The sequence below is a fragment of the Nannocystis exedens genome (assembly GCF_002343915.1).
GTDB classification, from domain to species: domain Bacteria; phylum Myxococcota_A; class Polyangia; order Nannocystales; family Nannocystaceae; genus Nannocystis; species Nannocystis exedens.
This window is the reverse complement of record NZ_NETK01000001.1, coordinates 627708-650443: the sequence shown is the minus strand read 5'-3', so window position 1 is coordinate 650443 and position 22736 is coordinate 627708. Positions and strand designations below refer to the sequence as shown.

Below are 22736 nucleotides of genomic sequence, written 5' to 3'. Positions count from 1 at the left end.
CCCTGGCAAGCCTTCTCCAGGCACGACGCCGATGACGGAGTGGATCCCCTGTCCCGCCTGTGGCACCGAACACGCCCCAGAGGCCGACGCGTGCGAGATCTGCGGTTATCGCCTGTCGCAGCCGGCGCCAGTGAGCGCGCTCCCGAAGTGCGCGCGCTGCGGGCAGCCGCTCGGCGACGGCTTCGAGTTCTGCCAGATCTGCGGCCTCCGTGTGCATTCCCGCCGGCCGCGCCCGAGCACCCAGAACATGAAGCTGATCCCGCGACGCTTGCTCGAGGGCACGGGCGAGGTGGAGCCGGCACGCACCCCGGTACCGGAGCCGGCGCCGCGTTCTTCCGCGGTCGAGCCGGCCGCCCCGGCCGCCGAAGCGGGGGCGGGGATCGTCCCGGCGGCGGCGACGGCGAGCCCGGCGCCGCAGGTCGTCACACCTGTCCCGAACGCCAGCCCGGTCGAGGCCGAGGCCCGGGCCGGCAGCAGCCCGTTCGAGGCCGCGGCGGGTGAGTCGGGCCAGGGCTCGTGGGGCCAGGCCCGGGTGGTGCCCGGCGACGGGGTGCCGGTCCCGCGCGAGACGCCCGGCCCCGGCGACACGGCCCGCATGGGCCAGGCCGCGCCGGCGACCGAGCAGGCCTCGGTGTCGGTGACCGGCACGCCCGGCGGCCCGTCGTGGTCGGCGCCGATGGCGAGGCTGGCGGTCGAGTCGTCACGCCGCTCGGCCGGGGCGGCGCCCCTGCGGGTGGTGCTGGTCAAGCGCGACGGGTCGGAGGGCGAGTCGGTGGCGCTGCGCGGGACGCTGGTGGTCGGCCGCAAGCAGGGCGACCTGGTGTTCCCGAGCGACGAGTTCCTGAGCCCGGCCCACGCCCGCCTCGAGCCGGCGCCCGGCGGGGGGGTGCGCCTCGGCGACCTCGGATCTCGCAACGGGGTCTACGTCCGGATCTCGCGGCCGGAACCGGTGTTTCCGGGCGATCTCTTCCTGGTGGGTCACCATTTGCTGCGGCTCGAGAACCTGCCGGCGGGCGGCCGCGAGCAGGAGCTCGACGGCGAGTCGACCCGCCTGTTCGGCACGCCGATGCAGCCGGCCTGGGGCCGGTTGACGCTGATCGGGGTCGGCGGGGCCGAAGCCGAGGTCCACTGCCTGCGCGCCCCGCAGATCGTGTTCGGCCGCGAGCTCGGCGACATCATCTTCCCCACCGATCCCTTCGTGAGCTGGCAACACGCGCAGCTGGCGATGGAGCTGCGCGGAGACGCGATGACGGTCCTGCTGACCGACCTCCGCTCGGCCAACGGGACCTACCTCAGGATCCGCGGGGATGTCATCCTTCAACCGGGCGACATGTTCCGGGTCGGGGACCAGATCTTCCGCGTGAGGATGCACTGAGGTGGCGCAGCTCGAGGTGTTCGCGAGGACCGAGGTCGGTTGCGTCCGCAAGCGCAACGAGGACCACTTCGTGGTCCAAAACCTCCAGACCGGTGAGCGAGGGCTCCTGCCGCACCAGCGCGTGCAGCCGCTGACGTCCCGCGGGACGCTGATCGCGGTGTGCGACGGGATGGGCGGGGCGGCGGCCGGCGACGTGGCGTCGGCCCTCGCGGTCGACGTGCTGTCGGCGGTGATCCACTCCAAGGCGCCGTTCGCCAGCACGGCCGCGGCGCAGGAGGTGATGCAGGAGGCGATCACGGCGGTCAACGACAAGATCCGCGCGGCGGCGGTCGAAGACCCGGCGCGTCACGGGATGGGCACGACGCTGACCGCGGCCCTGGCCTTCGGGCCAGAATTGCTGATCGGCCACGTCGGCGACTCGCGGGCGTACATCCGCCGCGGCCGCTCGCTGACGCAGATCACGACCGACCACAGCGTGGTCGGCCAGCTGATCGCGGCCGGCCGCCTGCGCCCGGACCAGGCCCGCGACTACGAGCACCGCAACGTGCTGCTGCAGGCGCTCGGGGTCCAGCCGCGCGTCGGCCCCGAGTTCGACGTGGTCCAGCTGCGCGCCGGCGACGTGCTGCTGCTGTGCAGCGACGGCCTCACCGGGCCGGTCACCGACGAGCAGATCCTCGGGCTGATGCTCCGCTACGAAGACCCGCTGCGCTGCTGCCGGGCGCTGACCGAAGCGGCCTGCGCCGCCGGCGGCCCCGACAACGTGACGGTGGCGATCGCGCGGTTCTCCGGCGAGGGCCTCGAGCTGCCCCACGGCCGCGAAGAGGTGGCCGTCCACCGCGTCCAGGTGGCAGTCTGACCGGCGCGTGCATGCTGTGGCCGTGACCGACGACGACCGGTTCTTGTGCCGCGCGCTCGAGCTCGCCTGCGACAACGCGCTCGCGGGCGGTCGCCCGTACGGCGCGGTGGTGGTGCGCGCAGGGCAGCTCGTGGCCGAGGCGGTCAACGAGCTGCACCTGCGCTCCGACCCCTCGGCCCACGCGGAGATGCTGGCGCTGCGCGCGGCGGCCGCGACGCTCGAGCGGCTGCAGCTCGACGACTGCACGGTGTACGCGAGCGGGCAGCCGTGCCCGATGTGCCTGGCGGCGCTGCACCTGGCGAGCGTGCGCCGGGTGGTGTTCGCGTACAGCAACGCCGACGGCGAGCCGTACGGGTTCACGACGGCGGCGCTGTACCGGCAGATGGCGCTGCCGCTGACGGAGCAGGCGCTGGAGATCGTGCAGGGCGACGCGTCGCTGTGGCCGGACAACCCGTTCGCGCTGGCGTCGCGGGGCTGATAGGCTGAGCCGGTGAACGACGCGGTGCTCGTGACCGGCGGGGCCGGGTTCATCGGCTCGCACACGGTGGCGGCGCTGCGCGCGGCCGGCCTGCGGGTGGTGGTGCTCGACGACTTCAGCACGGGGCGGCGCGAGAACCTGGCCGAATGGACAGACGACCCGCAGGTCGCGGTGGTCGAGGGCGACGTGCGCGGCGAGGTCGGGCTGCTGCTGGCCGGGCACGGGCCGTTCGCGGCGGTGGTCCACCTCGCGGCCCAGACGTCGGTGGTGCGATCGATCGCAGCGCCGATCGACGACCTCGACGTCAACCTGCGCGCGACGACCCGCCTGGCGCTGTGGGCGGCGGCGGCCGGGGTGCGACGGTTCGTGTTCGCGTCGTCGGCGGCGGTCTACGGCGAGCCGCGCCGGGTGCCGGTGGCGGAGACCGAGCCGACGACGCCGCTGTCGCCCTACGGCGCGGCCAAGCGGGCGGCCGAGCTGTACCTCGGCTGCCTCGGGCCGCTGCACGGGCTTCGGGCGGTGTGCCTGCGGCTGTTCAACGTCTACGGGCCGCGGCAAGACCCCAAGAGCCCGTACTCGGGGGTGGTGGCGACGTTCCTGGCCCGCGCCCGCCGCGGCGAGCCGCTGACGATCTTCGGCGACGGCCGCCAGACGCGCGACCTGATCTACGTCGGCGACGTGGCCCGGGCGATCTGCCTGGCCGTGGGGGCAGGGTCGGAGGGACATGTGCATCGGGATATGTTCTCCGGGCCACCCGAGCCGGCGGGGATCAACATCGGCACCGGCCGCGAGGTGGCGATCGTCGAGCTGGCGGCGGCGGTGCAGCGGGCCTGCGGCGCGGGCGAGGGGGCGATCGCGTTCGCACCGGCGCGCGCGGGGGAGATCGCCCGCTCGGCGGCGACGACCGACAGGGCCGCCGAGCTGCTGGGGTTCCGCGCGCAGGTCGAGCTCGACGAGGGGCTGCGGCGGACGGCCGCCTGGCTCTCGGGACAGGAGTGAGGCCCGCGAGGCGAGCGTGCCGGCGGACGTCGGCTGGAGTTCGCGCGCGACGGGATGTCTGCCGGGACATGTTCGTTCGAACATGCCCGACAGGGCAGCCCCCTCACCACTCCTCGTAGACGCTGGGCAGCAGCTGATCGGGCAGCTCGTCGCGGTCGATGACGCGCGGCAAGAGCTCGACGACGCGCTCGGCGGCGTCGTCGGACAGGTCGTCGACCAGCGGGAGGGCGAGGCGGCCGAGGCGGCCGAGGACGTCGGCGCGGGCCTGGAGGACGTCGAGCAGGTCGTCCTCGTCGCGCAGGACGCCCTCGACCGAGAGGACCGTCCACGGGTGCAGCGGCGCGGCGCACAGCTCGTCGAGCAGCGCGACCAGGTCGTCGCTGCCGGACAGGTAGACCTGGCGCAGCGCGGGCGCCCGCAGCCGCCGCAGGGCGCGGACGACGTCGCTCGTCGACGCCGGCTCGTCGTCGCGGCTGAGGCACAGCACCAGCCGCTCGAGCGCGGGGAGGTCGCTGTCTCCCAGGCCGGCCAGGGCGCCGGCCGGCAGCGGATCGCCGAGCAGGTGCAGGTGCTTGAGCCGGGGGTGCCGGCAGCCGCGCAGCTCGACGGCGCCGGTGACGTAGGCCGACTCGAGCGCGGGCAGCCCCTGCAGCAGAAGGTCGAGCCGGCCAGGGCTGTTGTCGCGCTGACGCGTGACGGTCTGGAACGGAGCGTCGAACACGAAGCGGCGGACCTTCGCGAGCGGCCGCTCGGCCAGCGCGACGGCCAGCGCGTTGCCGGGGCTGGCCGGGTCGCACACGACGTGGAGGCCGACGGCCGCGCGCGCGGCGGCGACGTCGGGCAGGACCTCGCAGCGGGTCCGCACGCCGGCGTCGTCGGTGAACACGCAGCGCAGGCGGTGATGCTCGCCGTCCCACTCGAACAGGCCGTCGTGGACGTCCCGCTGGGCCTGCTCCTGCACGAGTCGGCGGCTGGTGACGCCGTAGCCGTTGCGACGCAGGCGCCCCAGGACGTAGTCGAGGTGCGACCGGGCCTCGGCGTCGTCGTCGAAGGTCTGGGTGACGCTGTGTTCGCCCTCGCCGGTGACGAGGTCGCAACCATCATGGACGATGCGGATGGTGTCGCTGCCGCGGGTGAGGATGTGCTCGGTGGCCACGCGCGCGCAGCCTATCGCAGATCCTGGCCGGTGCGCGGCCTGCTGCGCAGCGACCGAGGGGCGGCGCAGGCAGTGGTTCAGGGCGGCGCGGATGGAGCCGCGGCGCTGGTGCCTCGCGACGGTGCGGGCGGCGCGGACGCTCGTCGCGCTGGCGGACGGGCAGGCTCGGCGGGTCAGGCGGCCTCGCGCTGGCGGCGGTGCAGGGCGGCGCCGACGAGGCCCGCGACGAGCAGCATGAGGACGCCGGCGCCGAGGTGCGAGGGCAGGGTGTGCTCGAGGCCGGTGATCACGCAGTGCCAGGTGGTGGTGTCGATGCCGACGAGGGCGATCGCGGCGGCCAGCCACAGCGCGCCGGCGCTGCGCCGCCGCTGGGCGAAGGCGCCGCTGAGGGCGCAGACCGCCAGCACCAGCGCGCCGGCCCCGAGGGTCAGGGCGCCGCAGCCGATCTGGTAGATCGGGTGGTCTTCGAGACCTGTCGGATAGGACCTGTCGAGAAGAGCAGGTCCGGCGGCGACCAGGAAGGCGACGGCGGCGGCGACCAGGCCGAGCGCGATCCGGGCGGCGCGCCCCGGGAACCACAGGCCGAGCCCGAGCGCCGGCAGGACGAACAGGGCGAGGCCCCACACCAGCGCCTGGAGGACGAGGATCCAGGTCGGCTGGGCCCAGAAGTCGTCGCGCGCGCCGGTGGCGACGAGGCCGACGATCGGGATCGCCACGGCGAGCAGCCAGGCCGGACGAAAGTGCTGCAGGCGCTCGCGCCGGCGCTCGCCGAGGTCGTCGGCGATCAGCGCTTTGGCGTCGATGGTCACGCGCGACCTCCCGACGCGATGCGACGCGCTCCGAAGCACGGCTGGATGACGACGCGGGGCGTGGTCATGCCCCACCTCGCGCGAGCAACACGAGCAGGGCGCGCAAGGAGGGCGTGAGCCACTGCGCGAGGGCCTTGTAGGCGCGGTGGGCCCGGACTCGCACGGCGCCCTCGCGGATCCGCAGGCGCGCCGCGATCTCGGCCATGCTCAGGCCCTGGAACTTGTGCAGCTCGACGATCTCGCGTTGACCGGCGGGCAGCTGGGCGAGGGCGTCGCGGACCCGCGAGGTGATCTCCTGCGCCTCGGCCTCGCCGATCTCCAGCTCCTCGGGGGTCGGCAGGTCCGAAGGGATCTCGGCCAGCGGGTCGCGCTCGCCGCCGTCGGGATCTCCGGGCTCGCGGCGGCGGCGCTCGCGGACCTGGGCGCGCAGCCAGTCGACCGCGAGGTTGCGCGCGATCGTGAAGTACCAGGCCTGCACGGCGCCGTCGGGGCTGGCGCCCTGGACCTGGAAGCGGGCCCGGGCGAGGTGCGCTTTGAGCCAGGTCGCCTGGACCAGGTCCGCGGCGGCGGCGGTGTCGCGGACGAGGTGCACGAGGAAGGCCGTGAGGCGAGGGGCGAGGGCGGCGTGCAGCGCGGCGAAGGCCCGCGCGTCGCCGTCGAGGTAGCGGTCCATCAGCGCGTAGAGGCCGGGCGGAGCGCTGCGGCCCGTGCCGGCGGCGCGGCCGGTGCCGGTGGCGGTCACGCCGGGGTCTCGTCGGCCGACAACGTGACGACCTCGGCCGGAGTTACGCCGTGGAGGCGGCGGTGCGTCAGCGCGGGCAGGTCGCTGCGGACGCGCTGGAGCAGGTCGGCCCGCAGCCAGGTGAGGGCGAGGCCCTCGCCGCGCGAGACCTGGGCGATGACGGCGCCCCAGGGGTCGACGGCGAGGCTGTGGCCGAAGCTGTGGCGGCCGTGGCCGTGGGGCCCGTACTGCGCCGGGGCGAGCACGTAGGCCTGGTTCTCGATCGCGCGGGCGCGCAAGAGCGGCTCCCAGTGGTCGATGCCGGTCAACAGCGTGAAGGCCGAGGGCACGACGAGGATCTCGGCGCCGGCGGCGGAGAGCGCGCGGTAGAGCTCGGGGAAGCGGAGGTCGTAGCAGATGCTGAGGCCGATCTTGCCGAACGGCGCGACGAGCACGTGCGGAGTCTCGCCCGCGAGGATCACGTCGGACTCGGAGGCGCGCGTGCCGTCCGGCAAGGTGGCGTCGAAGCGGTGGATCTTGCGGTAGACCGCGACCACGCGGCCGCCGAACACGGCGACCAGGGTGTTGTAGAACTTGCCCTCGACGCCGGCGGGGGGCAGCTCCGGCAGGCCGCCGAGGATGATCACCGCGGCCGGGTACTCGCGCGAGAGAGAGAGGAAGGGCCGCAGCACCGGCGGCGGATCGCCGTGGAGATCGCCGCCCGGCCCCAGGGCGCGGAGATCGACCGCCCACGGCCGGCGGTCGAGGCCCGGCGGGGCGACGGCCCAGAAGTTCTCGGGCAACACGACGAGCTCGGCGCCGTGCACGAGCGCCTCGCGCGTGAGTTCGGCGGCGCGAGCGAGGCTCGGGACCGGGTCGGCCCCGCTGCCGAGCTGGATCAGGGCGGCGCAGAGGTCTCGCACGGGGCGATGGTAGCGAGAAAACGCCCGTCGCCAAGCTCCCGGAGCCCCTGACTCCAGGACGGGACCATCGGGGGCCTCCGGGCCTCACGCCCCGGGAAGGGGGTTGCTCGCCTTCAAGCGCCGTGCTACAGGCCCGGCCAGCAAATTGCCTTTCGCAAGCGAGCAGGCAACTGGCCGAGCTCGCTTTTTTCGTTTGTCTCGAATCCCACGCGCATGGCCACGAGGCGCCCGACACACAACAAGAGCCCGAAGCACCCGCCGCAGCCCGCGGCGGTCGACGACGTCGCCGGCGCCGAAGCCGAACACGACGCGCACGAGGGGCACGAGGGGGCGGTGCGCCTGCTCGAGGCGGCGGTCGAGCCGGTGGCGCGGGCGATGGGCTTCGAGGTCGTGCTCATCGAGTGGGCCGGCGGTCGCGGCGGCCGAGTGGCGCGCGTGTACCTCGACCATCCCAACGGCGTCTCGCTCGACGACTGCTCGCGCATGAGCGGGGTCCTGAGCAACGCGCTCGACGCCGCCGAGGCCGACCCCGAGACGCCGGAGCTGACCGCGTTGCTGTCGCAGCCGTACACGCTCGAGGTCAGCTCGCCCGGCGTCGACCGGCCGCTGGTGCGCCTCAGTCACTTCGCCCGCTTCGTCGGCGGGCGCGCCGTGGTCCGCACGTTCCACCCGCTGCCGGGCCAGGGCAGCGCCGAGCAGCGGACCTTTCACGGGCGGATCGTCGGCACCGAGGTCGACGCCGCCGATCCTGCCGACGATCGCCGCGGCACGGTGCTCTTGCGGTCGCTCGACAGTGATACCATCTACAAGATCTCGCTCGCCGACATCCGGCGGGCCAACCTCGTGTACTCGCCCCCGAGTACGGGGGGGCACGGCTAGGACAGCAGAGGTCATCGGTCTATGGAAGAACAGCTCAACCTCAGTGCGGTGCTCGACCAGGTCTGCGACGAGAAGAAGATCTCGCGCGAGGTCCTGATCGAGACGGTCGAGCAGGCGGTCGCCACCGCGGCGAAGAAGGTCTTCGAAGACAAGGAGATCGAGGCCAGCTTCGACCCGGAGACCGGGCACGTAAACCTGTTCCAGGTGCTCTACGTGGTCGACAAGGTGACCGCGCCGCACCGCGAGATCAGCCTCGAGCAGGCGCACCGCGCCGGCCTCGAGGCCGAGATCGGCGACGAGCTCCTCTTCCAGATCTTCTATCTCGAATCCGACAAGAAGCGCGCCGAGCAGCAGGCCAAGGACTACGCCGAGATTGAGGCGCTGCAGTTCGGCCAGCACGGCTTCGGCCGCATCGCCGCCCAGACCGCCAAGCAGGTGATCATCCAGCGCGTCCGCGAGGCCGAGCGCGACAACCTGTTCGACGCCTACAAGGACAAGAAGTCCGAGCTGATGACCGGCATCGTCCGCCGCTTCGAGCGCGGCTCGATCGTGGTCGAGGTCGACAACGGCAAGGCCGAGGCGATCCTGCCGGCGCGCGAGCAGGTGCCGCGCGAGTCGCTGCGCCCCGGCGACCGCGTGGTCGCGTTCGTCAAGGACGTCGACAAGTCGGCCCGCGGCCCGCAGATCATCCTGTCGCGGACCCACCGCGGCCTGGTCGAGAAGCTGTTCGAGCACGAGGTGCCCGAGATCTACGAGGGCATCGTCCGCATCGAGGCGTGCGCGCGCGAGCCGGGGGCTCGCAGCAAGATCGCCGTGTCCTCGCGCGACCGCGACGTCGACCCCGTCGGCGCCTGCGTCGGCATCCGCGGCAGCCGCGTCCAGGCGGTGGTCCAGGAGCTGCGCGGCGAGAAGATCGACATCGTCCCCTACAACGACGACCCGGCCCGCTTCGTGTGCAACGCGATCCAGCCGGCCACCGTGTCGCGCGTCCTCATCGACGCCGAGCGCCACACGATGGAGCTCGTGGTCCCCGACGACAAGCTGTCGCTGGCGATCGGCAAGAAGGGCCAGAACGTCCGCCTGGCCTCGCGCCTGACCGGCTGGCGCATCGACATCTACTCCGAGTCGAAGCTCAAGCAGATGGAGCGGCGCTCGCTGGCCGAGATGGCCGCGATCCCGGGCGTCGGCGACGCCGTCGCCCAGGCGATGTTCCAGATGGGCTGGCGCAACCTCCGCGACGTCGCCATCGCCGACGCGGAGGAGCTGGCGCAGGTCCCGGGCGTCGGCTCGGTCGAGCGCGCCGAGCAGATCATCGAGGTCGCCGACGACGCCGCCTCGGGCAAGCTCGAGCTCAACGTCAAGTACCCCGAGCCTCCGCCGGAGGAGACCGGGGAGGATCACTACAGCGACGACGGCGACGGAGGTGGCGAGTAACATGCACGCGCCGATGCGCACTTGCGTGGGCTGCCGCGCCGTCCGTCCCCAGGCCGAGCTCCTGCGGACGAGGATCCTGCTCGCCGACGACGGCGAGCAGGTGCTGGTCGTTCCGGACGAGTACGTCCGGACATGTTCGAAGCGCCATGGCCTTTCGGCCAGCGGGCGCTCGGCCTACGTGTGCCCGGCGCGCGCCTGTCTCGAGCGCGCCGCCCGCCGCGGCGGCTTCGCCCGCGCGTTCGCCCGCAAGACGCCGGCGGTAGACCCCGCCGCGTTGTGGCGCGCGCACGAAGAGGCGCTCGCGGGCAAGATCGATCTCCTGAACCGCAGCGGCGGTACCGCCGCTGCGGCGCGCGTCCAACGTCTCGCTGCCGTGGCGACCGCCATGCGCGCCGCGGTGGGGAGGGTTTCCTGAGTTATGGCCAAGATTCGCGTCTACGAGCTCGCCAAAGAGCTGGGCAAGGACAACAAGGTGATGGAGAACCTGATCCGCGGCCTCGGGGTCGAGATCAAGGGCGTGATGAGCACGCTCGACGACGACCAGGCCGAGCTCGTCCGTCGCCACATTCAAGGCGGCGGCCGCCGCGAACCCGAGCGCAACGACCCGCGCGCCAGCGGTCCGGCTGCGGTCATCCGTCGTCCCGGGCGTGGCCCGCGGCCGGAGGAAGAGGAGCAGCCCGAGGTGGCGGCTCGTCCCGCGCCGCCGACCGTGCGGCCGGCCTCCGTGCAGCAGCCGCAGCAGCAGCAGCCCGCGCCGGTGATCCGCCGTCCCGTGCCGCCGCCGACCGCCGGGCAGCCGGTGGTGCGGCCGAGCGCGCCGGTGGTGCGTCCGAGCGAGCCGTCGCGCCCGCCGGAGACCCCGTGGTCCACGCCTGCGGTGACGCAGCCCCGTGAGCCGCAGCGCGAGGTCCGGGCCGTCGCCGAGCCGATCGAGGTGCGCGAGCGGCCGAGCGAGCCGGTCGAGGCGCGTCCGAGCCAGCCCGTGCCGCCGCCGGTCCAGCCGTCGGTGCAGGCCGAGCCCCCGGCTCCGCCGGCCCCGCCGCGCCCGGTCGCTCCGCCGAGCGAGCCCGTGGTGGCCGAGCCGGTCCGCAGCGAGCCGGTCGAGCCGGCGCGCCCGGCCGAGCCGGCACGCCCGGCCGAGCCGGTCGTGACCGCGCCGCCGCCCGTGGCCGCCCCGCAGCCCCCGACGCCGCCCGCCCCGGTCCCGCCGGTGCAGTCGCAGCCGGCCCAGCCGGCCCAGCGTCCGGGGGCGCAGCCGCAGCCGCAGGCCCCGGTGCAGCGCCCGGCTCAGCCGCCGGTGACGCGGCCGGTCGAGTCGCGTCCGGAGGTCCGCCGGCCCGAGCCGTCGCGGCCGCAGCCGCAAGCCCCGCGGGCGCCCGCGCCCGAGGTCGGCACGCGGATCCAGCTCCCGCCGGGCACCAAGCGCCTGCCGGGCGGCGTCGCTTCGCGCATGGAGGACAGCCCCCGGGCGGAATCGCGCGGCGAGCCGCTGCGCAACGAGCCGCACCGCCGCGGGCCCGACGGTCCGCGCGGCACGCCGCCGCAGGGCCAGGTCGGCCCGGTCGGCACGCCGCTGCGTCCGGGCGTGCAGACCCGCCCCGGTCCCGGCAAGCCTGGCGCGCCGACCCAGACCGGCACGCGGCCGCTGGGCAGCGGCCCGCAGCTCGGCCAGACCGGCCCGCGCGGCCAGGTTGTGCAGCCGGCGCCGGTCACCGGCCGTCCGGGCGATCGCCCCGGCGCGGGTCCGTCCGGCCGTCCGGCGGCCCCCGCGGCCCCGCAGGCCCAGCAGCAGCCTCCGCAGCAGCAGGCGCAGCAGCCGCAGGCCTCGCTCGAGTCCGACGCGGCCAACCGCCGCGTCGTCCGCGACGAGTCGGGCGTCATCGTCGGCGCCGCCCCGCAGCGCGCCGAGCCGAAGATCCTCGGCTTCGTCCAGCTCGCCAACCGCCCGCGGCCGCAGCAGGTGATCATCACCGACGCCAGCGACAGCCAGCAGCGCGGCCGCGCCACGATCCGCAAGGAGCGCGAGGAGCGGGCGCAGCAGCAGGGCCGCAAGCGCAAGACGATGATCCGCAACGTCCGCGGCCGCCCCGGCGCGCCCGGAGCCCGACCCTCCACGCAGGAGATGTCGGAGTCGAAGAAGCGCATCCGCGTCGACGAGGCGATCCCGGTCGCCGACCTCGCGCACCAGATGGGCAAGAAGGCGACGATGCTGCTGAAGACGCTGTGGGGCATGGGCCTGCGCGGCGTCACCATCAACAGCTCGATCGACGCCGAGACGGCGGAGCTGGTGGCGGCCGAGTACGGCTACACCGTCGAGAACGTCGCCTTCCAGGAGGACCAGTACTTCGACGAGGGCACCGAGGAAGGGGCCGGCGACGCGCGCGCGCCCGTGGTCACGATCATGGGCCACGTCGACCACGGCAAGACGTCGCTCCTCGACCGGATCCGCAAGGCCACGGTCGCCGAGGGCGAGGCCGGCGGCATCACCCAGCACATCGGCGCCTACAAGGTCAGCACGGCCAAGGGCGACGTGGTGTTCCTCGACACGCCCGGTCACGAGGCGTTCTCGGCGATGCGCGCCCGCGGGGCGCAGGTCACCGACGTCGTCGTGCTGGTCGTCGCGGCCGACGACGGCATCATGCCGACCACGGTCGAGGCCATCAAGCACGCGCGGGAGGCCAACGTCCCGCTGGTGGTGGCGCTCAACAAGATCGACAAGCCCGACGCCAACCCCGGCCGCGTCAAGCAGATGCTGATGGAGCACAGCCTGGTCGGCGAGGAGTACGGCGGCGACACCATCATCTGCGAGGTGTCGGCGAAGACCGGCAAGGGCATCGACCACCTGCTCGAGATGCTGGCCATCCAGTCGGAGATCCTCGATCTCCGGGCCACCACCGAGGGCCGGGCGATCGGCGTCGTGCTCGAGGCGCGCGTCGACAAGGGCCGCGGCCCGATCGCCACCGTGCTCGTCGAGGCCGGCACGCTGCGCAAGGGCGACATCGTGGTCGCCAACGAGTTCAGCGGCAAGGTCCGCGGCATGCTCGACGACCGCGGCCGTGCGCTCGAAGACGTGGGACCCTCGACTCCGGTCGAGGTCCTCGGCCTCGACGGCGTGCCGTCGGCCGGCGACCGCTTCAACGTGGTCGAGAGCGAGAAGGCCGCCCGCCAGCTCGTCACCCACCGCCGCGAGGTCCGGCGCCGCAAGGAGAGCGCGCGCTCGGGTCCCAGCATCGCCGACTTCATCCAGCGCAAGAAGACGCCGACCCTCAAGATCGTCCTCCGGGCCGACGTGCAGGGCTCGGCCGAGGCGCTCAAGCAGGCGTTGCTCGAGCTGTCGACCGACAAGGTCAAGGTCGAGGTCATCTCGTCCGGCGTCGGTGCCATCACCCAGACCGACGTCAAGACCGCGTCCGCCGGCGAGGCCGTGATCATCGGCTTCAACACCAAGCCGGTCGGCAAGGCCGGTCAGATCGCCGACGCCGAGAAGGTGCCGGTCCACACCTTCAACGTCATCTACAACGCGCTCGACAAGACGCGTGAGCTGATGGTCGGCCTGCTCGAGCCCGAGTACCGCGAGCGCGATCAGGGCGAGGCCGAGGTGCGGGCGCTGTTCCCGATCCCGAAGGTGGGTGTGGTCGCCGGTTGCCGCGTCATGCGGGGCCTCATCCAGCGCACGAGCCACGTCCGCGTGGTCCGTGGCGGCACGGTCATCCACAAGGGGAGGATCTCGAGCCTTCGCGTCATCAAGGAGGACGTGAAGGAGGTCCGCGAGGGCTTCGAGTGCGGCATCGTGATCGACTCGTTCCCCGAGGTGGAGCCGGGCGACATCCTGCAGGCGTTCGAGATCGAGACGATCGCGCCGACGCTGTGAGGCGACGGAGAGGGCAGGGGAGCGCGTATGGCGAGTAACCGGATGCAACGGGTCGAGGAGACCCTGCGCCGCGGGATCGCCGACGCGCTCCTGTTCGGATCGATCAACGACCCGCGGCTGCAGGGCGTCAATTTCAGCGTCACCGGCGTCAAGGTCGACACCGAACTGACGCTGGCCCGCGTGTTCGTCGACCTGCTGTCGCCCGACCGCGACCGCGCCACGGTGCTGGCGGGGCTGCGGTCGGCGGCCGGCGCCGTGCGGCGCGAGCTGCAGGGGCGGGTCCAGCTGCGACGGATCCCCGAGCTGCGGTTCGAGTTCGACGAGAGCATCCAGCGCGGCCTGCGGATCGAGACGATCCTGTCCGAGATCGCAACGCCCCCGGCCGCGCCCAAGTCCGAACAGGACGACGAGGACGAGGGTGGCGAGGGCGACGGCGACTGAGCGCTGCGGCGTCCTGCTCGTCGACAAGCCGGAGGGGCCGACCTCGCACGACGTGGTCGGTTTCGTCCGCTGGGTCCTGAACGAGCAGGGGGTCGGCCACTGCGGCACCCTCGACCCGCTCGCCTCGGGCCTTTTGGTCGTGTGCGTCGGCGCGGCGACGCGGCTCGTGCCGTACCTCAGCGCAGTCGACAAGGTCTACCGCGCGCGCTTCGGCCTCGGTCGCGCGACCACCACGGCCGACCGCGCGGGCGAGACGATCGCCGAGGCCCCCGTCACGCCGACGCAGGTGCGCGCCGCCGTGAATGTCCTGAAGGACATGTGCGGCGCGCTCGAGCTGCCGCCGCCCGCCTACTCGGCGGTCAAGCTCGAGGGTCGACCGGCCCACGCCCTGGCCCGGCGCGGTGAGGTCCTGGCGCTGCCACCGCGGCCGATGGAGCTGCGGTCGGTCACCGAGATCGAGGTCGGTGACGACGCGATCGACGCCACGTGTGCCGTGAGCAAGGGCACCTATATTCGCAGCCTCGCCGAAGAGCTCGGTCGTCGCGTCGGCCTGCCGGCGCACCTCGCCGGGCTGCGCCGCCTGGCCTGCGGGGGCCTCGATCTCGCCGCCGCGGTGCCGGTGCTCGTCTCCGCGCGGTTGCCGGATCGGGCCGGCGCGCCGCCCAAGTTCCGCCTCGGGCTCGCCGAAGCCGGCCCGCGCGAGGCCATGCGGGCGCGGCTCGAGGCGGCGCTGCGCCCTCCGGGCGAGGTCTTGCCGTTCCCGGTGCGCCGCGTCGCCGGGGCCGAATCCGACGCGCTGGCCGGGCTCCTGCACGGCCGGGTGGTCGGGGGGGACGCCTTGCCGGCCGTCGCGCCGACGCTGGCCGAGGGTCACGAGGCCGCGGCGAGGCAGGCGCTATGGTTTCCGGACGCGCTGGTCGTCGTCCGGCTGGATGGGGCCGAGTGGCGACCCGAGAAGGTCCTTCACGTCGCGGCGCCCGCCGCCGAGGCGGACTCGTGACCGGGCCGACGGAAAAGCGTCGACCCGTGCGCGAGCGGCCTTGACACGCCGGGGATTTGCCTGGATTTTCCGCCTACACAAAAAAGCACACCACCTTCTGCGGGGGCACGGGCCGCCCGCACCGAGAATCCGAAATGTCTCTCTCTCCTGATCGCACGGCCGAGATCGTCAGCAAGTTCCAGACCCACCCGAACGACACCGCGTCCCCGGAGGTGCAGATCGCCCTCCTCACGTCGCGGATCAACTACCTCACCGAGCACTTCCGCGGCCACGCCAAGGACTTCCACTCGCGCCGGGGTCTGCTGAAGCTCGTCGGTCAACGCCGTCGCCTCCTCGACTACCTGCGCAACCGCAGCGTCGACCGCTACCGGACCCTGATCGGGGCGCTCAACATCCGCAAGTAAGGCTGAGAGCAGAAGGGGGACTCGTCCCCCTTTTCGCTTTTGGAGCCTCTGGCGCCCGCGCAGGTCAGCCGCGCTGATCGGCCGTGGGAACGCGCCGGCATGTCGGCGCGGGCGCGTCGTGTCCGACGCCCAATGGGCAGGACCCCAAGTTTCGCATCCACGGCGGAAAGTTTCCCCCAATGAACGTCATCACCGAGACCTGCGCCGTGGGCGAGGTCCAGATCAGCATCGAGACCGGTAAGCTCGCCAAGCAGTCGAGCGCCGTCGTCCTGCGCTGCGGCGAGACAGCCGTGCTCGTCACGGCGGTCAGCAGCAAGGAGCCGAAGGACCTGCCGTTCCTCCCGCTCACCTGCGAGTACCGCGAGTACCCGGCCGCCGCCGGCAAGATCCCCGGCGGTTATTTCAAGCGCGAGGGTCGCCCCACCGAGTGGGAGACGTTGACCTCGCGCTTCATCGACCGGCCGATCCGGCCGCTGTTCCCCAAGGGCTATCGCAGCGACACCCAGGTGATCGCCACCGTCCTGTCGCACGACAAGGTCCACGAGCCCGACATCCTCGCGATCACCGGCGCCTCGGCGGCGCTGCACCTCAGCGACGCGCCGTGGGCCGGCCCGATCGCCGGCGTCCGCGTCGCCCGCGTGCAGGGCAAGCTGGTCGCGTTCCCCTCGTGGGATCAGATGAAGATCGCCGACATCCTGCTGGTCGTCGCGGCCAGCCGGGACGCGATCGTGATGGTCGAGGGCGGCGGCGATCAGGTGCCCGAGAAGGACATGATCGACGCCCTCATGTTCGCGCACGAGGCCGCGCAGCCGCTGCTGGCCGCGCAGGAGCGCCTGCGCGAGCGCGCCGGCAAGGCCAAGCGCGCGCACGTCGAGCCGGCCGTCGACGAGGCGTTCCGCGCCGAGGTCATGGCGGCGGCCGAGGAGGACCTGCGGGCCGCGTTCTCGATCACCGGCAAGCACGAGCGCCGCGACGCGATCGCGGCCGCCAACAAGAAGGTCATCGAGCGCTTCGCCGCCAGCCACCCCGAGCGCGGCGCCGAGGTGCTCGCGGCGCTCGGCAAGCTCGAGAAGAAAATCGTGCGCAGCCGCGTGATCAAGGAGGGCCGCCGGCTCGACGGCCGCGGGACCCGCGACGTGCGCCCGATCTACATCGAGGCCCACCCGTTCCCGCGGCCGCACGGCTCGGCGCTGTTCCAGCGCGGCGAGACGCAGGCGCTGGCGACCGTCACCCTCGGCACCGAGAGCGACGCGCAGCGGCTCGACACCATCCGCGGCGACGTCACCCGCAGCTTCATGCTGCACTACAACTTCCTCCCGTTCTGCACCGGCGAGGCCAAGCCGATCCGCGGCCAGTCGCGGCGCGAGGTCGGCCACGGCGCGCTGGCCGAGCGGGCGCTGAAGTACGTCCTGCCGGCGCAGGAGAAGTTCCCGTACACCATCCGCATCGTCAGCGAGACGCTCGAGTCGAACGGCTCGTCGTCGATGGCCGCGGTGTGCGGCGGCTGCCTGGCGATGATGGACGCGGGCGTCCCGATCAAGGCGCCGGTCGCCGGCGTCGCCATGGGCCTGATGCAGGAGGGCAGCGAGATCGCCATCCTCTCCGACATCCTCGGCGACGAGGATCACCTCGGCGACATGGACTTCAAGGTGACCGGCACCAAGACCGGCATCACCGCGCTGCAGATGGACATCAAGATCGAGGGCCTGAACCGCCAAGTCCTCGAGGCCGCGCTCGAGCAGGCGCGGGAGAGCCGGCTGCACATCCTCGGCAAGATGCTCGAGGTGCTGGCCGAGCCGCGCGCCGACATCAGCAAGCACGCGCCGCGCATCGTCACGATGCAGGTCAAGGTCGACAAGATCCGCGAGGTCATCGGCCCCGGCGGCAAGACGATCCGCGCGATCATCGAGCAGACCGGCTGCGTCATCAACATCGAGGACTCGGGCCGAGTGGCGATCGCCAGCAACGACATCGCCCAGATCGAGCGGGCCAAGCGCCTGATCGAGGGCCTCATCGCCGAGCCCGAGGTGGGCGCGACCTACCACGGGGTGGTCAAGCGGATCGTCGACTTCGGCGCGTTCGTCGAGATCCTCCCGGGCACCGACGGCCTCGTCCACATCTCGGAGCTCGAGGACAAGCGCGTCGACCGCGTGACCGACGTGGTCCAGGAGGGCGACGAGGTGGTGGTGAAGGTGATCAATGTCGATCCCACCGGCAAGATCCGCCTGAGCCGCCGCGCCGCCTTCGGGGTCGACCCCTCCGAGGTGCAGAACCTGCGAGGGTGAGGGGATGTCGCACGTCCAGCCGACGCTGCTGGTCCGCAAGGTCCATCCCCAGGCCGAGCTGCCGCGCCGCATGAGCGCGGAGGCGGCCGGGATGGACCTGGCGGCCTGTCTGCCGGACGGGCCCGTCGAACTGGCGCCCGGGGAACGCCGTTTAATTCCCACGGGCGTCGCCGTCGCTATCCCCAGCGGACACGAGGGTCAGGTCCGTCCGCGATCGGGGCTGGCCCTGCGGCATGGGCTCTCGATCGTGAACGCACCAGGTACAATCGACGCCGACTATCGTGGGGAGCTCAAGGTCATCCTCGTCAACCTCGGGGCCGCGCCGTTCGTCGTCGCGCACGGCGAGCGAATCGCTCAGCTCGTGGTCGCCCCTGTCGTCTTCCCTGCGGTCGTCGAGGTCCAGGACCTGCCGGCGGCCGCGCGTGGTGATGGTGGCTTCGGCAGCACCGGGGTCTAGCCGCGGGAGCGTCTCATGGATTTGAGCGCCGGAACTTCGCTCGAACAGCACACCACGCTGTGCGGCCGCTTCGAGCTCATGCGCGAGGAGCCGGCCAACACCGGCGTGCAGCTCTTCGGCCCCACGCTCGCGGTCCTCGACACCCAGACCGGCGAGCCCGCCCGGGCCTGTGTCCTCGACGCTGCGCTGCTGCCCACGCCCGAGGCCCGCGCCGCGTTCGTGCGCGAGCTCGGCGAGCTCGGCGAGCTGCAGGACTCGGCGCTCGTGCCCCAGGTGTTCGTCGGCCAGGACGGCGAGCGCGTGGTCGTCTGTTACGACCCGCTGCAGGGCGCGTTCGCGTTGCGCGACATGGACGACGGCCCGCGCTCGTCCGACCTCGCCAACGAGCTGCAGCGGCTCGCGCGGCAGCTCGCGCGCGCTGGCGGCGTTGCACGGCCGCGGCCGCGTCCACGGCATGCTCGCGGGCGAGGCCGTGTTCGTCGGCCCGCGCGGCCCGGCGGCGTTCCAGCACGGGTTCGCCCCGCTGTGCGCCCGCGCCGAGCTCGAGCGGCGCTGGAGCAGCGTCGATCCGGCGCTCCTCGCCCCCGAGCTGCTCGCCGGCGGCGAGTTCACGCCGGCCTCCGACACCTACGCGTGGGGCGTCGCGCTCATGGAGTTCGCCACCGGCCTGCGCGGCGCCGAGGCCCTCCGCGCCGCCGAGCCGCCGGGGCTGCAAGCGGGGCTGTGGGCGCTGATCGCCGCCAGCCTCGCCCGCGATCCGGCCGCGCGCCCGCAAGGCGGCGCCGAGCTGGTGCGGCGCCTCGAGTCGCTCTCGCTCGCCGGCACCGCCGAGGCCGCGCCCGAGCCGATCATCGACCTCACCCCGGCCTCGCCGCCGCCGCCGCCGCGGACCTCGAAGCCGGCCGGCGAGGTGTCGACGCCGTCGATCGCCGTGCCGCCGGCCCCGCCGCCCGCGGCTCCGCTGCCGCCTGTCCTCGAGACCCTGTCCGTTCCGACAGGTCCTTCGGTACCTGGCCTTACGGTCAGGGAGGCGCCGAAGGTCACCGCCTCGGCGCCGGTCGAGCAGCCGGTCATGGGCCTCGAAGATCTGCTGTTCGGCGAGGGCTCGATCCGCCCCAACACCGTGTCGGCGCTGCGCTCGAGCTCGATCCCCTCGGGCACCTTCGCGGCCGTCAGCGCCGGCGGCTTCGCCAACCCGCAAGACCCCTCGGGTCGCTCGAACAGCGGCCTGCGGCGCGTCCACGTCCTCACCGAGGACAGCATCGTCCGTCGCGGCTCGCCGTCGCCCTCGCGGCCCGACATCGTCGTCGAGCCGAGCGGCGGCGACACCAGCCCCACGGCGGCCCGCTCCGACGTGCGTGAGATCGATGCGCCGGTGGCCCCGGTGCCGGCCCCGACGACGCCGGCGTCGACGCCCGCGATCGTCCCGGCGAAGACGCCGCCGGTCGCTGAGCCCAAGGCACAGGCGGCGGCCTCCTCGCTCACCGCTGGTTCGTCGCTGACGTCGAGGCCGCCGGAGGTGCCCGCGCCGCGGCGCACCGACACCGGCTTCTGGCTGGTGATCGCCGCCCTGTTGGTCGCGGTGGTCCTGGCGTGGGCGTTCACCTGAGCGCGCCCCCCGCGCGGCGCGGTCCGGGTATGGTCCGCGCCGCATGGCGGTCACCGACACCGAGTCCCCCGAGATGCGGCGCGCGCTGGCGCCGGGCGGCACCCTCGACGCGCTGCCGGACGACTTCGACGTCCTCGGCGCGCGCTACAGCGGCAAGGTCCGCGAGAACTTCACGCGCGGCGGGGAGCGGCTGATCCTCGTCACCGACCGCGTCAGCGCCTTCGACGTCGTGCTCGGCACCATCCCGTTCAAGGGTCAGGTGCTCAACGGCCTCGCGCGCTTCTGGTTCGACGCCACCGCCGCGATCTTCCCCAACCACATGCTCGGCGTACCTGACCCTCAGGCCATGCGCGCCGTCGAGTGCACCCCGATCCCGGTCGAGTTCGTGGTCCGCGGCTACCTCACCGGCGTCAGCGACACCAGCATCGCCCGCGCCTACGAGCGCGGCGAGCGGACCTTCTGCGGCCACGCCTTGCCCGACGGCCTGCGCCGCCACGAGAAGCTGCCGCACAACCTGCTGACGCCGTCGACCAAGGCGCCGAAGGGCGAGCACGACATCAGCGTCAGCCGCGACTGGCTGGTCGAGCGCGGGCTCATCGACCGCGAGCGCTACGACGCGCTCGAGCGCCGCTGCCTGGCGCTGTTCGAGGCCGGGCAGAAGATCGCGGCCGAGCGCGGGCTCATCCTCGTCGACACCAAGTACGAGCTCGGCGTGCGGCCCGACGGCGAGATCGTGCTGATCGACGAGATCCACACGCCCGACAGCTCGCGCTACTGGTACGCCGACAGCTACGCGCAGGCGATGGCGCGCGGCGAGGATCCGCGCAGCCTCGACAAGGAGTACCTGCGGCGCTGGCTGGTCTCGCAAGGGTTCCGCGGCGAGGGGCGGCCGCCGGTCCTGCCCGACGAGGTCCGCGCCGAGGCGGCGCGGCGCTACATCGAGGTCCACGAGCTCATCACCGGTCGCCGCTTCGAGCCGGACACCGAGCCGCCGGTCGCGCGGCTGCGGCGGAACCTCGGCCTGCCGCCGCGCTAGGGCCGCGGCGATCCGAGCCGTCCTCGCGCCGGCGTCGGGCAGCGTCGCGGTGGTGATGGGACCGGCGGAGCGCGGCCAGCGGGGCGGACGACCGCGAGGGGCGTCGCCGTGGCCCTCGCTTGCAAACGGCGGGCGGGCGGGTCACGCTGGCGGCGATGACGTCGCTCGTCGCTTCCTGCCTCGCGTTCACCTTCGGCCTGATCGTCTGCTCGGCGCTCCTGCCGGGAATGATGGTGCGAGACCTGTGGAGCGCCTTCAAGGCGGCGCTGATCTGCGGGCTGCTCAGCGCCGTGCTCGGCAAGGTGCTGTTCTTCCTGCTGTCGCTGGTGTTCTTCTTCCCGATCCTGATCAGCGGCCCGCTGGGCGCCTTCCTCGTCCAGGCGTTCGTCAACGCGATCCTGCTCGTCATCACCGAGAACCTGGTCGACGGGGTGCGGTTCGTCCGCTGGCGCACGGCGCTGTGGGCGGCGATCGGTCTGACCTTGCTGCAGATGTTGGTCACGCGGGCCGTCGCCGGCTAGCGAGCACCTGTCCGCGCGTCGGCTCACGGTCCAGGCGGCGCCGGCGCCCGGCCCCGCTGCGTGCGTGCTGCTAGGCTTCGCGCGCCATGTGCGGCGTGTTCGGCATCTTCAATCACCCCGAGGCGGCGAACCTCACGTATCTCGGCCTGCACGCGCTCCAGCACCGCGGGCAAGAGTCGGCGGGCATCGTCACCAGCCAGGAGGGCACGCTGCACGCGGTGCGCAAGATGGGGCACGTCGCCGACGTGTTCGTCAACGGCGCCTTCGCTCAGCTGCCCGGCCGCATCGCCGTCGGCCACGTCCGCTACACCACCGCCGGTGGTTCGCTGCCGAAGAACATCCAGCCGCTGACCGCCGAGTATCGCCACGGCTCGGTCGCGCTGGCGCACAACGGCAACCTCGTCAACGCCGAGCAGCTGCGCGAGGAGCTCGAGCACGACGGCGCCATCTTCTCGAGCCAGAGCGACACCGAGGTCATCTTGCAGCTGCTCGCGCGCAGCCGCGAGCCGACCTTCGTCGAGCGCCTGTGCGACGCGCTCGGCCGGGTCCAGGGCGCCTACAGCCTCGTGCTCGTCACCGAGGACAAGCTGCTGGCCGTCCGCGACCCGCACGGCTTCCGCCCGCTGGTGCTCGGCCGCCTGCGCAACCACCCCGAGTGCTACGTCGTCGCCTCCGAGACCTGCGCCTTCGACCTGATCGAGGCCGACAAGATCCGCGACATCGCCCCCGGCGAGATCCTCGTCATCGACCACACCGGCCTGCGCAGCGTCCAGCTGCGCCGCGACAACCGCCGCTTCTGCGTGTTCGAGCACGTCTACTTCGCCCGCCCCGACAGCGTGCTCGACGACCTCGCGGTCTACGAGGCGCGGATCGCCATGGGCGAGCAGCTCGCGCGCGAGGCTCCGGTCGAGGCCGACGTGGTCGTGCCGGTGCCCGACAGCGGCGTGGTCGCGGCGCTCGGGTTCGCCAAGGCCAGCGGGATCCCGTTCGAAATGGGCCTCATCCGCAATCACTACGTCGGCCGCACCTTCATCGAGCCCAAGGACTCGATCCGCCACTTCGGCGTCAAGCTCAAGCTGAACCCGGTGCCGCCGGTGCTGCGCGGCAAGCGGGTGGTGGTGGTCGACGACTCGCTGGTGCGCGGCACCACCTCGCGCAAGATCGTGAAGATGATCCGGGCCGCCGGCGCCAGCGAGGTCCACCTGCGGATCTCGTCGCCGCCGGTGATCAGCCCCTGTTACTACGGCATCGACACGCCGACCCGCTCCGAGCTGATCGCTGCCAGCCACACGCCCGGCGAAATCGCCCGCTACCTCACGGCCGACTCGCTGGCTTACCTCTCGCCCGAGGGGCTGATGAGGGCGGTGCGCGGCGATTCTGGTACAACTTACTGCGACGCGTGCTTCACCGGCCGCTACCCGATCCGCTTCATCCCCCCGCCCGGGCGCCGTCAGCTCCGCCTGATCGAAGCCTGAGCCCTGG

The 22736-nt window shown here is 73.0% G+C and carries 21 protein-coding genes; 17 read left to right on the top strand and 4 right to left on the bottom strand.

Annotation, left to right across the window (positions count from 1 at the left end):
* The first annotated feature begins 31 nt into the window (after window positions 1–31).
* Genes NAEX_RS02450 through NAEX_RS02435 form a run of 4 tightly spaced genes read left to right on the top strand, consistent with a single transcriptional unit; the run spans window position 32 to window position 3708 of the window.
* Entirely contained in the window at window positions 32–1375 is a 1344-nt protein-coding gene (locus NAEX_RS02450) for an FHA domain-containing protein (RefSeq protein ID WP_096325908.1), read from the top strand.
* Window position 1376: 1 nt separating this feature from the next.
* A complete protein-coding gene (locus NAEX_RS02445) occupies window positions 1377–2231 on the top strand; it encodes a PP2C family protein-serine/threonine phosphatase (RefSeq protein WP_096325907.1) in 855 nt (284 codons plus the stop codon).
* A 22-nt stretch (window positions 2232–2253) separates the two neighbouring features.
* Complete coding sequence (locus NAEX_RS02440; RefSeq protein WP_170135390.1) at window positions 2254–2709, top strand: nucleoside deaminase; 456 nt, start codon at window positions 2254–2256, stop codon at window positions 2707–2709.
* A 12-nt stretch (window positions 2710–2721) separates the two neighbouring features.
* Window positions 2722–3708, top strand: coding sequence for an NAD-dependent epimerase/dehydratase family protein (locus tag NAEX_RS02435; protein WP_211302343.1), 987 nt, complete (start codon window positions 2722–2724; stop codon window positions 3706–3708).
* Window positions 3709–3811: 103 nt separating this feature from the next.
* Here the strand turns inward: NAEX_RS02435 and NAEX_RS49460 are convergent, their stop codons facing one another.
* The 4 genes from NAEX_RS49460 to NAEX_RS02415 form a co-directional block, all read right to left on the bottom strand.
* The gene (locus NAEX_RS49460) at window positions 3812–4864 is read right to left on the bottom strand and encodes a hypothetical protein (protein ID WP_170135389.1); all 1053 of its coding nucleotides are present in this window, start codon (window positions 4862–4864) and stop codon (window positions 3812–3814) included.
* Between the two features lie 173 nt (window positions 4865–5037).
* On the bottom strand, window positions 5038–5673 hold the full coding sequence (locus NAEX_RS02425; protein WP_096325905.1) for a hypothetical protein: 636 nt from the start codon (window positions 5671–5673) through the stop codon (window positions 5038–5040).
* Window positions 5674–5737: 64 nt separating this feature from the next.
* Window positions 5738–6415, bottom strand: a complete 678-nt coding sequence (locus NAEX_RS02420) for an RNA polymerase sigma factor (protein ID WP_096325904.1) — start codon at window positions 6413–6415, stop codon at window positions 5738–5740.
* Entirely contained in the window at window positions 6412–7317 is a 906-nt protein-coding gene (locus NAEX_RS02415) for a carbon-nitrogen hydrolase family protein (RefSeq protein WP_245913591.1), read from the bottom strand. The genes NAEX_RS02420 and NAEX_RS02415 overlap by 4 nt, the downstream gene beginning before the upstream one ends.
* A 213-nt stretch (window positions 7318–7530) precedes the next feature.
* Between NAEX_RS02415 and NAEX_RS02410 the strand changes: the two genes are divergently transcribed.
* From NAEX_RS02410 to purF, 13 genes are all read left to right on the top strand, one after another.
* Window positions 7531–8196: a ribosome maturation factor RimP gene (locus tag NAEX_RS02410; protein WP_096325902.1), complete on the top strand. Its 666-nt coding sequence runs from the start codon at window positions 7531–7533 to the stop codon at window positions 8194–8196.
* Window positions 8197–8217: 21 nt separating this feature from the next.
* Entirely contained in the window at window positions 8218–9630 is a 1413-nt protein-coding gene (nusA, locus tag NAEX_RS02405; RefSeq protein WP_096325901.1) for a transcription termination factor NusA, read from the top strand.
* A 13-nt stretch (window positions 9631–9643) separates the two neighbouring features.
* A complete protein-coding gene (locus NAEX_RS02400) occupies window positions 9644–10045 on the top strand; it encodes a YlxR family protein (protein WP_170135388.1) in 402 nt (133 codons plus the stop codon).
* A gap of 3 nt (window positions 10046–10048) precedes the next feature.
* Window positions 10049–13501: a translation initiation factor IF-2 gene (gene infB, locus NAEX_RS02395; RefSeq protein WP_096325899.1), complete on the top strand. Its 3453-nt coding sequence runs from the start codon at window positions 10049–10051 to the stop codon at window positions 13499–13501.
* A 27-nt stretch (window positions 13502–13528) separates the two neighbouring features.
* Entirely contained in the window at window positions 13529–13942 is a 414-nt protein-coding gene (rbfA, locus tag NAEX_RS02390) for a 30S ribosome-binding factor RbfA (RefSeq protein WP_096325898.1), read from the top strand.
* On the top strand, window positions 13920–14942 hold the full coding sequence (gene truB, locus NAEX_RS02385) for a tRNA pseudouridine(55) synthase TruB (protein ID WP_096325897.1): 1023 nt from the start codon (window positions 13920–13922) through the stop codon (window positions 14940–14942). The genes rbfA and truB overlap by 23 nt, the downstream gene beginning before the upstream one ends.
* Window positions 14943–15076: 134 nt before the next feature.
* Window positions 15077–15346, top strand: coding sequence for a 30S ribosomal protein S15 (gene rpsO, locus NAEX_RS02380; protein WP_096325896.1), 270 nt, complete (start codon window positions 15077–15079; stop codon window positions 15344–15346).
* A gap of 179 nt (window positions 15347–15525) precedes the next feature.
* Complete coding sequence (gene pnp / locus NAEX_RS02375) at window positions 15526–17631, top strand: polyribonucleotide nucleotidyltransferase (RefSeq protein ID WP_096325895.1); 2106 nt, start codon at window positions 15526–15528, stop codon at window positions 17629–17631.
* Window positions 17632–17635: 4 nt separating this feature from the next.
* Window positions 17636–18088, top strand: a complete 453-nt coding sequence (dut, locus tag NAEX_RS02370; protein ID WP_096325894.1) for a dUTP diphosphatase — start codon at window positions 17636–17638, stop codon at window positions 18086–18088.
* 427 nt (window positions 18089–18515) lie between these two features.
* Complete coding sequence (locus NAEX_RS02365; protein ID WP_096325893.1) at window positions 18516–19697, top strand: protein kinase family protein; 1182 nt, start codon at window positions 18516–18518, stop codon at window positions 19695–19697.
* Between the two features lie 43 nt (window positions 19698–19740).
* The gene (locus tag NAEX_RS02360; RefSeq protein ID WP_245913590.1) at window positions 19741–20733 is read left to right on the top strand and encodes a phosphoribosylaminoimidazolesuccinocarboxamide synthase; all 993 of its coding nucleotides are present in this window, start codon (window positions 19741–19743) and stop codon (window positions 20731–20733) included.
* A gap of 155 nt (window positions 20734–20888) precedes the next feature.
* Window positions 20889–21254: a phage holin family protein gene (locus NAEX_RS02355; protein WP_100792862.1), complete on the top strand. Its 366-nt coding sequence runs from the start codon at window positions 20889–20891 to the stop codon at window positions 21252–21254.
* 86 nt (window positions 21255–21340) lie between these two features.
* Window positions 21341–22729: an amidophosphoribosyltransferase gene (purF, locus tag NAEX_RS02350; protein WP_096325891.1), complete on the top strand. Its 1389-nt coding sequence runs from the start codon at window positions 21341–21343 to the stop codon at window positions 22727–22729.
* Window positions 22730–22736: the final 7 nt, after the last annotated feature.